The sequence below is a fragment of the Deefgea chitinilytica genome (assembly GCF_016881405.1).
In the GTDB taxonomy this organism is placed as follows: domain Bacteria; phylum Pseudomonadota; class Gammaproteobacteria; order Burkholderiales; family Chitinibacteraceae; genus Deefgea; species Deefgea chitinilytica.
On record NZ_WOFE01000002.1, the window covers coordinates 1 to 12,758 of the forward strand.

Consider the following 12,758-nt stretch of genomic DNA (forward strand, 5'->3'; position numbering starts at 1 on the left):
CCTGCGCGCAAATAAAATCCACACAAAACAACAAACCTTTGATAATAAAGAATTATTATTTTATGAATATTTTACTTCAAAGCTCATCGTGCAAAGAAGCCAACAGACTGAGACAGCCCCCACACACCCAATTTCACCGCAACTCCATTCAATTGCTGCAATCCACCCAAAGCAAGCAACACAATCTAAGACATGAGAAAAATCAAAATACCGCTTCGTGGCGGGTTTTCCCGCATGGACAAGTAACGTGCTTAATATGAATAGTGTAAGGATATTAAATTAAACAATATCCTAGGGAGACATCATGAGCAGCAATCGTGACGGATTTACTTCCACCTTTGGCGTTTTAGTCGCCACACTTGGCTCAGCAGTCGGTCTTGGCAATATTTGGAAATTCCCCTATATGACAGGCACCAATGGGGGTGCCAGCTTTCTCGTTGTATATCTACTAGCGACACTTTTGGTGGCACTGCCCGTGATGATTGCCGAAATCATGCTCGGCCGCGCCTCGCGCGCTAATGCAGTTACCGCTTTTGAAACACTCGCACCGAAGTCGCAAAAATTCTGGCCCGTCATTGGCTATATGGGGCTAATTTCTGCGGTCTTGATTTTGGCGTTTTACACAGGCGTCGCGGGTTGGGTCTTTGCTTATATTTTCAAGTCAATCACTGGCAGCATTCACAGCACTGACCCTGCCAGCGCGAAAGCTGCTTTTGGGGCAATGGTATCGAACCCACTACAAGCACTCTTTTGGCAGTGGGTTGTCTTAGCTTGGGCTGGCGCGATTATTATGCTCGGGGTATCCAAAGGGATTGAAGCCGCCGCAAAAAAACTAATGCCGATCTTATTTCTGCTCTTGGTATTACTTTGTGTGCGCAGCCTCACACTACCAGGCGCAATGGAAGGCGTTAAATTCTTGTTTGCGCCTGACTTTAGCAAAATCACCGCTTCAGTCATGCTCACCGCCGTTGGCTTGGCATTTTTCAAGCTCTCAATTGGGATGGGAACGATGCTGACGTATGGCAGCTACTTCCGCAACGAACAAAACATTCCCTTGACCGCAACGCGCGTGATGCTGGCAGATTTATCGGTATCGCTACTTGCGGGCCTAGCAATCTTCCCTGCGGTGTTTTCATTTGGCTTTGAACCCGCAGCAGGCCCATCGTTGGTCTTTATGACCATTCCAGCTGTTTTTGCCAGCATGCCGTTTGGACAATTCTTTATGGCACTGTTTTTTATTCTTGCCGCAATTGCCGCCACCGGCGCGATTTTGTCGATTTTAGAAGTGCCCGTCGCCATGCTTTCTGAGCGTTTTCAGTTCAGTCGCAAGCAAGCCACATTGATGAGTATTAGTGTAATTGGATTATTCGGGGTTCCGGCGACACTCTCAATGTCACTCACTGCAGGCTGGACTGTATTTGGCCTAAATCCATTTGATTTATTTGATTACATCAGCTCCAACATTCTGATGCCGATTGGCGGGATTTTGATTTGTTTATTTGTGGGCTGGGTGTACGGCTTGCCACAACTACAGAAGCAATTGAGTAATCAAGGTCAATTAAATAATGGCTGGATCATTAAAGCTGTATTTATGCTAGTTCGCTACATCACGCCAGCACTAATTTTAATTATCATGCTCAAAGGACTTGGGTTAATCTAAGGTGTATTGCCTGCTAATGCTTATTTGGCAATGCTTAGCAGGCAATACGTAAAAGCCACTCCGAACCCATACCTTATTTAGTTAGTCCACCCAAGGCAACTTGCAGCATATGCTGAATAATGGCCTCATTGTCCATTTTGCTAAATCGCTGCAAATATTCAACCGCCGGATCACATGTTCGCGAGTAATAACTAAATAAAATCACATCGCTGGGCAGCTCTGGATTGAGATCGCCAGTTTTTTGCGCTGCCAGTACCAGCTTTTCGATTTGACCATTCAACTTGAGCACCCGCGTAATGTATTTCAAATTACGCATCAGCATCTCTCGCACGTGATTGCTAGTGGACGGCAAGAACGGCATCCCCCCCTCTAAGCGCACTCGCAAAGCCCATTCGAGTAAAGACTTAAGCTTCTCAAAAGGAGGCAACTCATCATCTAGCTGCGCCAAAAAATCAATTGCACCATCGATCAAACGAATCAATGCCTCACCCACCAAGTCTTCTTTCGATTTGAAGTGCTTATACAAACTAGGCTTAGAAATGCCGACTGCGTTGGCGACATCATCCATCGTCATCAGATCATAGCCTTTCGAACCCAAAATGCTCGTGGTTGCATCCAAGATCGCATTTTCACGCAGCTTGAAGGCTTGATCTTTGAAGCTTAACTTGCTAAAAATACTCATCGGTAAATTTCCGCTACTAATTAGTAGATATTATTTTAAATTAGTAGTAATCTTAGCATTGAAGTATAAAAACACAAACCATCCATTATGATGAACGGTAGAAAAATCATGAATTCAGCTCGGCAACGCATTGCAGTGATTGGCTCTGGCATCTCTGGCTTGGCCAGCGCTTATTTTTTAAGTCGCAGCCATGATGTTGTGTTGTTTGAAGCTGGATCTTATTTAGGTGGTCACACCAATACGGTCGACATCACTGTTGAAGGCCAAACCCATCCCGTCGATACGGGTTTTTTAGTGTTTAACCATGCCACGTATCCAAATCTAATCGCCTTATTTGCTGAGCTAGGAGTCAATACCTATGCTACCGATATGTCGTTTGGCGTTTCATTGGATGACGGCGATCTTGAATGGGCGGGTACCAATCTTGATACCGTATTTGCCCAGCGCCGTCGGCTGATTTCGCCCTCGTTCATCGGCATGCTACGTGATATTTTGCGTTTTAATGCAGCGGCACACGACAACTTAGCCGCATGCTTAGCCAACAAAGCGACACTAGGCCAATTGCTAGCAAGTGGCAATTATGGCGACACCTTCCGCGATGCTTATCTATTACCGATGGCGGCCGCAATTTGGTCGAGTTCGCCCAATGATATTTTAGAATTTCCAGCTTCTACCTTTTTGCGCTTTTGCCTTAATCACGCACTATTGCAAGTCAATAACCGCCCGCAGTGGCAAACCGTCCAAGGCGGCGCGCGTGAATACGTGCGCAAAATCGCCGCCACGCTTAACGACGTGCGCTTGCAATCTCCAGTTTTCCGCGTCGAACGAATTTCGACGGGCGTGATGGTACATACGGATGGAAAAGCGGAGCAATTCGACTCGGTCGTATTCGCCACGCATGCGCCCGATACGCTGGCCATCCTCAGTGATGCCAGCGAAGCCGAAACGGCGGTGCTTTCTGCGGTACGCTACCAAGCCAATACCGCGATACTGCATACCGATCCACAGCAATTGCCGAAATCAAAAAAGGTCTGGTCCGCATGGAATTACCTTGGCGGTGCCAATATCGATGGGCAACGCCCAGTGTGCGTCAGTTATCTGCTCAATCAATTGCAAAATTTACCGTTTACAACGCCCGTCGTCGTTACGCTTAATCCATTTACCCCACCCGCTGCAGATAAAATCCTTGCGCAATTTGAATATCAACACCCGGTATTTGATCACGCAGCGATTGCAGCACAAGCACAACTACACACCATTCAAGGCCAAAATCGGACATGGTTTGCTGGCGCGTGGACGGGTTACGGTTTTCACGAAGACGGTTTGAAATCGGCCTTGCGGGTTGTTGCTGACTTTGGCCTCACACCAAGCTGGACGACCTTACCATGATTGCACCCGCCCAAATCATTCGTGGTCAAGTGATGCACGAACGGTTGCGTCCCGCCAACAATCGCTTTGTCTATCCGGTTTTTTGCTTGCGAGTCAATCTAGCGAAACTCGATGAAATCAAAGTCACTGGCTTTGGCATGAACCGCCTGCGACCCGTCTCAATTTACACCGCCGATTACGGCCCCAAAGACGGCAGTAATCTTGAGCAGTGGATGCGCGACTTGCTAGCGCAACACCATATCGATGCCGATGGCGAAATCTGGCTGCATACTTTTCCACGCGTTTTAGGCTTTGTGTTTAATCCGGTGAGCTTTTGGTATTGCTACGACCGCCAAGGCGGGCTGCGTGCGGTTCTGGCTGAAGTCAACAACACCTTTGGCGAAACCCACCAGTATCTAATTACAAGCCATGATCAACAATGCATTGATGGTAATACCCAGCTTAAATGCATCAAAATGATGCACGTATCGCCATTCTGCCAAGTACAAGGCCACTATCAATTTACATTCCGCGATACCGCGCAAACGGCATGGGTTGGCATTGATTATTTTGATGATGATGGTTTACTCATCAAGACCTCAGTCGGCGGTAAACGGCTAACACTCAATCAAACAAGCTTGTGGCAAGCGCTGCTCGCCCAACCTTTACTAACCATTAGTGTGTTTGCCCGCATCCACTGGCAAGCCTTTCTACTATGGCGCAAACGGGTGCCCTTTTTTAGCAAACCCGCTGCACCCACAACGCAATTAAGCACTTCAACACCTCCAACAGCACTCAAGACCTTGACGCAAAATCAGGAGCTCGCATCATGAATCAAACTCACGCTATGCAAAGTGTTGCCCGCAGCGCGCCAACCGCTGCCAAAGTATTTTTGAACTTACTTGCCCGTTTGCAGCAAGGGCACTTGCAACTGATTACGCCAGAAGGCACACATTTGATGTTTGGCGACATGCATCAGCCACCTTCGGCGACGTTGCAAGTTCACGATTGGCGTGCTTGCAGCCGCATTTTGCGCGCTGGCGACATTGGTTTTGCGGAAAGCTATGAAGCAGGCTGGATTGATAGCCCCGATCTGACTGCCGTACTATCACTCGCACTGCGCAATGAAGCGGTTCTCGATCAAATGGTATTTGGCGGCAAATTAGCCACATTGTGGTACCGGATCAAGCACTGGCTGCGCCCGAATACCCGCGAAGGCAGCCGCCGCAATATTCATGCGCATTACGATATTGGCAATGCTTTTTACCAACGCTGGCTCGACCCAAGCTGGACGTATTCCAGCGCAATTTTCCATGGTGACTACGGGCAATCGCTGCAAAACGCACAAATTGCCAAATACCAACGGATTATCGACGTGCTCGGCCTACGTGCTGGCAGCCGCGTGCTCGAAATCGGATGCGGCTGGGGCGGTTTTGCCGAACATGCAGCACGACTTGGCATTCATGTACATGGCGTGACGATTTCACCAGCGCAATTGGCCATCGCCCAAGAGCGCATCGCAGCACAAGATTTAGGCGAACTCGCACAGCTCGAAATCTGTGATTACCGCGATTTGCAAGGCGAGTACGACGCAATTGTATCGATTGAGATGTTTGAAGCGGTGGGCGAGCGCTTCTGGCCTGAATACTTCAAAACCGTCGCCGCACGCCTTAAATCTGGTGGTAAAGCCTTAATCCAAACCATCACCATCGCCGAATCAGCATTCGAGCGCTATCGCAGCAGCACCGACTTTATTCAGCAATATATTTTCCCCGGTGGCATGTTGCCTAGCCCAGAACGTTTTAACGCCAAGGCTAGCCAAGCCGGTTTACGCACAACCGATCAGTACCACTTTGGCCGTGACTATGCCGAAACCTTGCGCCGCTGGCGTGCTGCTTGGGAAGCAGAAAAAGCCAGCATCAGTGAACAAGGTTTTGATGAAAAATTCATGCGAATCTGGCGACTGTATTTTGTCTACTGCGAAGCGGGCTTTGACGGTGGCAAAACCGATGTCGTGCAATTTTTGCTGCATAAAGATTAAAGCCATGTTTAGCCAACGTATTTCCGCTATAGCATTGATTAGCATGGCCTGCATCGCAATACCCGCACATGCCACGCTCTGGCGCGAGCACATTCCGCAAGCGCAAGCCATCGGCAGCGGCGATTTACGCTGGTTTGGCCTGCGAATTTACACCGCCAAATTGTGGAGTGAAAAAAAGCCATTTGATTTGAATGCGCCGTTTGCCTTAGAGCTGACCTATCACCGCAATATCAGCCGTGAGCAATTTGTTGAAACCAGTTTGGACGAAATAAAGCGACTCTTTGGCACGCGCTACAACGCGGAAACATTAAAGCGTTGGGAAGGTGAAATGCAACGCGCATTCACTGACGTCAAAGAAGGCGATCAACTGATTGGCGTGTTTATTCCCAATGAAGGTAGTCGCTTTTATAGCCGCAATAAATTGCTCGCTGATATCCGCGACCCCGAGTTTGCTAAAGCCTTTTTTGCCATTTGGTTTGATGCGCGCAGCAAAGACAAAGATTTACGTGCGCAACTATTGGGCAATCAGCCATGAAAACCACCCGCCCTCTCGCCTACGCCAGCTATGGCCTGCTCGGCCTGCCACTGGCAATGGCGGCGCTACCCGTCTATGTGCAAATTCCGGCGTATTACAGTGGGCAACTTGGCTTGGCATTGGGTTTAACGGGCTGGGTTTTATTTTTGGCGCGCTTGGTTGACACCTTGCAAGATCCACTGCTCGGGCGCTGGATTGATCGCCTCAACGACAAGATCACCGCGTGGTTTTGGAGTGCTGCTTTGATTTTAGCTGTGGCATTTCTAGGTTTATGGCTACCGCCAGTTTCAAGCAGCAACACGATGTATCTGTCGCTATGGCTTGCTGTGATGTTAGTTGCAGCCTATACCGCGCACAGCATGCTCAATATCGCCTATTTAACTTGGGGCGCGCGCATTGATGCAAAAGCCGCCAATCACGACCAAGGCTTACTCGGTGCGGCAGCGTGGCGCGAGGGTGCTGGTTTATTTGGCGTGATTCTCGCCAGTGTGATTCCAAGCTGGATCATGAGTCGGCCCGCAAGCACGCTCAGTAATAATTTACTCAACTACAGCCTTGGCTTTGCCGCAGTTTTACTCATCGCGGTATGGGTATTGTTGCGGTTTGCCCCCAAATGGCAACGTACCAAGAACACAGAAACGGTGCCTAGCTGGCGAGCGACTTGGGCTTTGATGAAAGCGCATCAAGGCTTTCGCCAGCTCTTACCACCTTACTTTCTCAATGCGATTTCAGTAGCGATCCCATCGACGTTGGCGCTGTTTTTTATCAACGACCGCCTGCAAGCGCCCAGCTACGCGGGGGCCTTTTTAGCCAGCTACTTTATTGCTGCCGCCATTGGCTTGCCACTGTGGGTCACCGCCGCGAAGAAAATCGGTGTCTTGTGCGCTTGGCGTTGGGGCATGGTGCTGGCGATTTTGGCCTTTTGCAGTGCGGCGACCTTGGGCGCAGGCGACATCATCGCCTACCTTATCGTCTGCATCGCGGCGGGTTTGGCACTCGGTGCTGATTTGGCTTTGCCACCGGTGCTGCTGGCCAAATTGATTCGGCAAGACAGTTCACCTGCCAGTTATTTTGGGGTTTGGACTTTACTAGGCAAATTAGCGCTGGCCTTATCTGGCTTAGCACTACCAGCCTTAGCCGCGCTCGATTATCAACCAGGCAGCCCTGCTGGGCCTGAGCTAGCTTGGGTTTACGCTGGCGTGCCCTGCGCTTTCAAATTAATCGCCTTTTTGTTGCTCACTCGAATCAAAACCGAACCCGCAGGAGTTTCATCATGAAAAAATCAATCATCGCCGCCTTATGTGGCCTGCTGACTGCCTGCGCGTCACCCGATATAACGCAATATCAAAAGGCTGAGCCTAAACTCGATTTAGTGCATTACTTCGTTGGCAAAACTGACGCGTGGGGCATGTTTCAAAAGCGCAGCGGCGAGGTCGTAAAGCGTTTCCACGTCGAAATCACCGGCACGCACAACAACGGCAAATTGGTGCTCGACGAGCAATTTAAATATGACGACGGCACCACACAGCAACGAATCTGGACGCTAACGCAAACCGCAGATGGCTCATGGCGCGGCACGGCGGACGATGTAAAAGGCGAAGCGGTGGGCAAAATTGCAGGCAACGCGCTCAATTGGCGCTACACGATGTATTTGCCGGTCGATGGCAAAACCTATGAAGTGCAATTTGACGACTGGATGTTTCTGATTGACGACAAATCCATGCTCAATCGCGCCAGTATGCAGAAATTTGGCTTCGAGCTGGGCCAAGTGACACTCTTTTTCAAAAAGAGAGATTAATCATGTTTGCCCCACTGAATCAGCCAATAGAAAACTGGACTGCTCAGCGCATCTGGTTAATTGGCGCCTCCAGCGGAATTGGTGCCGCGCTGGCGCAGCAGGCACTCGCCGCAGGTGCGGCGGTGATTTTATCGGCGCGTCGGCAGACGCAATTAGAAATTGTCGCGCAGCGGCATCCGAATGCCATGATTTTGCCCTTTGATGTACTGGATACCGCAGCTTGGCAACGCGGTTACGCAGACATCATCGCGCAGTTGGGCGGCGTGGATTTAGTCATTTTTTGCGCAGCCGACTATCGTCCAGAACGCAGCTGGGAAGTTGACCCAGCCACCGCAGCCCAAACGCTGCAAATCAATCTGGGCAGCGTCTACACCGGACTGGCGACGATTTTGCCCGATTTGATTGCGCGCGGTAGCGGCGGTATCGGCCTGATTGCCAGTGTCGCTGGCTATATGGGTTTACCCAACGCCACGGTGTACGGCCCCAGCAAAGCCGCGATGATCAATTTGGCAGAAATCCTGTATGCTGATTTGCACCCGAAAGGATTAAACGTCTATCTAATCAATCCGGGTTTTGTTAAAACGCATTTAACTGCCAAAAACGACTTCACAATGCCCGCGCTACAAACGCCAGAACAGGCTGCCACCGCGATTTGGCAAGGAATCAGTAGCGGCAAATTTGAAATCCATTTTCCGCGCCGCTTTACGCAAACGCTGAAATTACTGCAGTTGCTACCCTATCGCTGGCGATTTAACTTGCTATCAACCTTTGTGAAGACGTCATGAACACATTACTTCCTTTACTCAACTGGTACGGCACACTCACCCCACATACGGTGCAATTTGCCGCGCAGTTTTATGCACCAATGGCAAGATTTAAAGATCCATTTAACGATGTGACTGGTGTTGCTGCCATTGAAAATATCTTCCAGCATATGTTCACCACCACCGAAAATCCGCGCTTTATTATTGGTGATCACATTACACAAAATCAGCAAGCCTTTGTGACCTGGACATTTAAATTTAGCCTTCATGGCAAACCCTACCAAATCGTTGGCGGCTCACACTTGATATTCGATGAAGCGGGTTTGGTCACGCTGCATCGCGATTACTGGGATGCGGCGGAAGAATTACTGCAAAAACTACCGATTGTCGGTGCACCAATTCGCTGGCTCAGAGCGAAATTTGCAGTCCCGCAGCAAGCTAATACTTAACAGCGTATATGACTACAGAGCTGATTTAATAAAGGCTATAAATTAATACCCATAAAAAAAGCACAAACTCATGTTTGTGCTTTTTTAAAATCAAATGCAGTCATTATTGGCGTGGGGCAATCCGTGCATTATTGCCTTTGCCTTCGATAAACACTTGCTGACCCACACGCAAGCTACGATCAGCGGGTTGTTGATTCACCACCACCAACACACCGCTCTCAACACGCACCACCACCTGCTGTGTTGGCTCTCTATCATTGTAATTGCGCTCAATCGTGCTACCCGCCACCGCGCCACCGACTGCACCGGCCACAATCGCTAAATCACGGCCTGTACCGCCACCAACCAATGAGCCCAACAAGCCACCCGCACCTGCGCCTAACACCGCGCCGACGCCCAATTGGCGACCACTACTAATTTGCACATCAGAAAGCTGCTCAATGGTGCCCATCTGAATTTTCAAGGGCTCTTCTGTTGTCGCGCAACCGGCAAACAAAATTAAAGAAGCCATCGCCAAACCCGCTTTCATACGGCCAGAGATTGTCATTTGATTTTTCATTTCGTGATCACCTTGCAGTTAGAGATAAATTTAAAGTATTTCTTGAGGCGTAAAATGCTGATTAATTATAACGCAAGAAAATCTTTTAGCTTGCTGAAATTATCTTTCAAACAAGCCGCGAGCTGATTGCCAAACAATCAGAGCCCCCAGTCTCGAAGCATCGAAAGTGCTGCGATTGCCACCAAAAAACAAAGAAATATCAGCACATGCGGACATGACTACCGAGTACGGCACTTTTCCCGTAAAATCGGCGTTTTGCTTCTAACTCTCAGGCAACCATGACATCAGCACAGATTCGCCAAAAGTTCTTGGACTTTTTCGCCAGTAAAGGCCACCAAATTGTGGCGTCTTCCAGCTTGATTCCTTTGAATGACCCGACCATTTTGTTCACCAATGCCGGGATGAACCAATTTAAAGACGTATTTTTAGGTTTTGACAAACGCTCATACACACGCGCGACATCCAGCCAAAAATGCGTACGCGCTGGCGGTAAACACAACGACCTCGAAAATGTTGGCTACACCGCCCGCCACCACACTTTTTTTGAAATGCTCGGTAACTTCTCGTTTGGCGATTACTTTAAACGCGACGCGATTTTCTACGCATGGGAATTTTTAACTGGCCCAGAATGGCTGGCGATTCCAAAAGAAAAACTGATGGTCACCGTGTATGCCACGGATGACGAAGCCTACGATATTTGGCACCAAGAAATCGGCGTTCCCGCCGATAAAATCGTTCGTATCGGCGACAACAAAGGCCCTGGCGCATCCGATAACTTCTGGCAAATGGGCGATACTGGCCCATGCGGCCCATGTACTGAAATTTTTTACGATCACGGCGCACACCACTGGGGTGGCCCTCCGGGATCGCCAGAAGAAGACGGCGACCGTTTCATTGAGATCTGGAACAACGTCTTTATGCAATTCAACCGTGACGAAGCCGGTGTCTTGCATCCACTGCCAAAACCATCGGTCGATACCGGCATGGGCTTGGAGCGGATTTCTGCCGTGATGCAAGGCGTACACGCCAATTACGAAATCGATTTATTCCAACATTTGCTCAAAGCCGCGCAACGCGAAACCGGCGCAACTGATGCTGATTCACCGTCATTACGAGTCATCGCCGACCATATTCGCTCTTGCGCTTTCTTAGTCGCTGATGGTGCCTTACCCTCCAATGATGGTCGTGGTTATGTATTGCGCCGCATTATCCGCCGCGCGGTACGTCATGGTTACAAGCTCGGTCAAAAAGGTTATTTCTTCCACAAGCTGGTTGCACCGCTCGCTGAAATCATGGGCGATGCCTACCCAGAATTGCGCCAACGCCAAGACCACATTGTTGAAGCGCTCAAAAACGAAGAAGAAATCTTCGGTCGCACGCTCGAAAACGGCATGGCCTTGCTCGACACCGTATTGGCTGGCGGCAAGCAAGTGCTTGATGGCGATGTCGCATTCAAATTGTCTGACACCTACGGCTTCCCAATTGATTTGACCGCCGACGTATGCCGCGAGCGCAATGTCACCGTCGATATCGCGGGCTTTGAAGCCGCGCTTGAAGTTCAACGCAAGCAATCGAAAGCCGCTGGCACGTTCAAAATGACCGCGGGTTTAGCGTACGAAGGCGAGGCATCATGCTTCCACGGTTACACCGAGGCGAGCCGTTCGGCCAAAGTATTGGCACTATACAAAGGCAGTGAGCCAGTGCAAACGCTTGAAAATGGCGACGAAGGCGTAGTTGTACTTGATCACACGCCATTTTACGCTGAATCAGGTGGCCAAGCGGGCGACGTAGGCGTGATTGCTGGCCCTGGCGTATTTAATGTGACCGACACACAAAAAGTGAAAGCCGATGTATTTGGTCATCAAGGCCAAATCATCAGCGGCACGTTGAAAGTGGGCGATGAAGTCACCGCCAGCATCGACATCGCCAAACGCCAAGCTAGCCAGCGCAATCACTCGGCCACGCATTTATTGCACGCCGCGCTACGCGAAGTACTCGGTACGCACGTTGAGCAAAAAGGCTCTTTGGTCAATGCTGAGCGCACCCGCTTTGACTTCTCGCACCCGAAAGCAGTTACCGCAGAAGAAATCGCCAAGATCGAAAGCTTGGTCAATCACGTCATCATGGCCAACGAAGAAGCCCAAGTTCGCTTAATGAGCTACGACGACGCAATCAAATTCGGCGCAATGGCCTTGTTCGGCGAGAAATACGGCGACGAAGTGCGCGTATTGAAAATGGGCGACTTCTCCACTGAATTGTGCGGCGGTACACACGTGACGCGCACTGGCGATATTGGCTTATTCAAAATCGTCGCCGAAGGCGGTATTGCCGCTGGTGTTCGCCGGATTGAAGCCATCACTGGCACAGCCGCACTCGCTGCAATGCAAGCGCAAGATGCTGAACTCAAAACCGCAACGTCTATCGTTGGCGCGCATCCGGGCGAATTGCTGGGTAAATTGGAAAAACTGCAGCTTGAGCTGAAAGCCGCGCAAAAAGAAGTCAGCGCGCTCAAAGGTCAAATGGCATTTGCCCAACTCGACCAACTACTCAGCGTGGGCATGCGCACCATCAACGGCGTGCGTTGCATTGGCAGCATCGTAGAAGACGTCGATGCCGCCACCTTGCGCGAGATGAGTAATAAGCTGATGGATCGACTCGAGAGCGGCATCGCGCTACTCGCTTGTGTATCGGAAGGCAAAGTCAGCCTGATCGCCCGCGTTTCATCTGATTTGACCAGCAAAGTCAAAGCCGGTGAACTCGTTAACGTCGCCGCGCAAATCGTAGGCGGCAAAGGCGGCGGCCGTCCGGATCTAGCGCAGGCGGGTGGCACTGAGCCTGCTAAGTTGCCAGAAGCAATGCAGGAGGCAGCGAGTTGGCTGGAAGGCAAGCTTTAAAAGTTAAA

General features: G+C 50.0%; 13 protein-coding genes. 11 read left to right on the forward strand and 2 right to left on the reverse strand.

Features of this window, described 5'->3' with window-relative positions:
* Together GM173_RS05625 and GM173_RS05630 are read left to right on the forward strand one after the other, a co-directional pair.
* A partial coding sequence (locus GM173_RS05625) for a hypothetical protein (protein ID WP_203570392.1) occupies positions 1-196 on the forward strand: 196 nt, incomplete at its 5' end.
* Between the two features lie 108 nt (positions 197-304).
* A complete protein-coding gene (locus tag GM173_RS05630) occupies positions 305-1,660 on the forward strand; it encodes a sodium-dependent transporter (protein WP_203570393.1) in 1,356 nt (451 codons plus the stop codon).
* A 73-nt stretch (positions 1,661-1,733) separates the two neighbouring features.
* Here the strand turns inward: GM173_RS05630 and GM173_RS05635 are convergent, their stop codons facing one another.
* On the reverse strand, positions 1,734-2,342 hold the full coding sequence (locus GM173_RS05635) for a TetR/AcrR family transcriptional regulator (RefSeq protein WP_203570394.1): 609 nt from the start codon (positions 2,340-2,342) through the stop codon (positions 1,734-1,736).
* 108 nt (positions 2,343-2,450) lie between these two features.
* Here GM173_RS05635 and GM173_RS05640 point away from each other — a divergent pair, with 108 nt between their 5' ends.
* The 8 genes from GM173_RS05640 to GM173_RS05675 are packed head-to-tail and all read left to right on the forward strand — an operon-like array spanning position 2,451 to position 9,297.
* Positions 2,451-3,731, forward strand: a complete 1,281-nt coding sequence (locus tag GM173_RS05640; RefSeq protein WP_203570395.1) for an NAD(P)/FAD-dependent oxidoreductase — start codon at positions 2,451-2,453, stop codon at positions 3,729-3,731.
* Positions 3,728-4,543 (forward strand): DUF1365 domain-containing protein, encoded by an 816-nt coding sequence (locus GM173_RS05645; RefSeq protein WP_203570396.1) that lies wholly within the window; start codon positions 3,728-3,730, stop codon positions 4,541-4,543. Before GM173_RS05640 ends, GM173_RS05645 begins: the two co-directional genes overlap by 4 nt.
* A complete protein-coding gene (locus GM173_RS05650) occupies positions 4,540-5,751 on the forward strand; it encodes an SAM-dependent methyltransferase (protein ID WP_203570397.1) in 1,212 nt (403 codons plus the stop codon). Before GM173_RS05645 ends, GM173_RS05650 begins: the two co-directional genes overlap by 4 nt.
* Before the next feature lie 4 nt (positions 5,752-5,755).
* Positions 5,756-6,286, forward strand: coding sequence for a chalcone isomerase family protein (locus GM173_RS05655; protein WP_239078398.1), 531 nt, complete (start codon positions 5,756-5,758; stop codon positions 6,284-6,286).
* The gene (locus GM173_RS05660; RefSeq protein WP_203570398.1) at positions 6,283-7,563 is read left to right on the forward strand and encodes an MFS transporter; all 1,281 of its coding nucleotides are present in this window, start codon (positions 6,283-6,285) and stop codon (positions 7,561-7,563) included. Before GM173_RS05655 ends, GM173_RS05660 begins: the two co-directional genes overlap by 4 nt.
* Complete coding sequence (locus tag GM173_RS05665; RefSeq protein ID WP_203570399.1) at positions 7,560-8,084, forward strand: DUF3833 domain-containing protein; 525 nt, start codon at positions 7,560-7,562, stop codon at positions 8,082-8,084. The genes GM173_RS05660 and GM173_RS05665 overlap by 4 nt, the downstream gene beginning before the upstream one ends.
* A gap of 2 nt (positions 8,085-8,086) precedes the next feature.
* Positions 8,087-8,869, forward strand: coding sequence for an SDR family NAD(P)-dependent oxidoreductase (locus tag GM173_RS05670; RefSeq protein ID WP_239078401.1), 783 nt, complete (start codon positions 8,087-8,089; stop codon positions 8,867-8,869).
* Positions 8,866-9,297: a nuclear transport factor 2 family protein gene (locus GM173_RS05675; protein WP_203570400.1), complete on the forward strand. Its 432-nt coding sequence runs from the start codon at positions 8,866-8,868 to the stop codon at positions 9,295-9,297. Before GM173_RS05670 ends, GM173_RS05675 begins: the two co-directional genes overlap by 4 nt.
* A gap of 103 nt (positions 9,298-9,400) precedes the next feature.
* Here GM173_RS05675 and GM173_RS05680 read toward each other — a convergent pair whose 3' ends face one another.
* Positions 9,401-9,856 carry a glycine zipper 2TM domain-containing protein gene (locus GM173_RS05680; RefSeq protein ID WP_203570401.1) on the reverse strand — a complete coding sequence of 152 codons (456 nt, stop codon included), beginning with the start codon at positions 9,854-9,856 and terminating at the stop codon, positions 9,401-9,403.
* Between the two features lie 278 nt (positions 9,857-10,134).
* Between GM173_RS05680 and alaS the strand changes: the two genes are divergently transcribed.
* On the forward strand, positions 10,135-12,750 hold the full coding sequence (gene alaS, locus GM173_RS05685) for an alanine--tRNA ligase (protein ID WP_203570402.1): 2,616 nt from the start codon (positions 10,135-10,137) through the stop codon (positions 12,748-12,750).
* Positions 12,751-12,758: the final 8 nt, after the last annotated feature.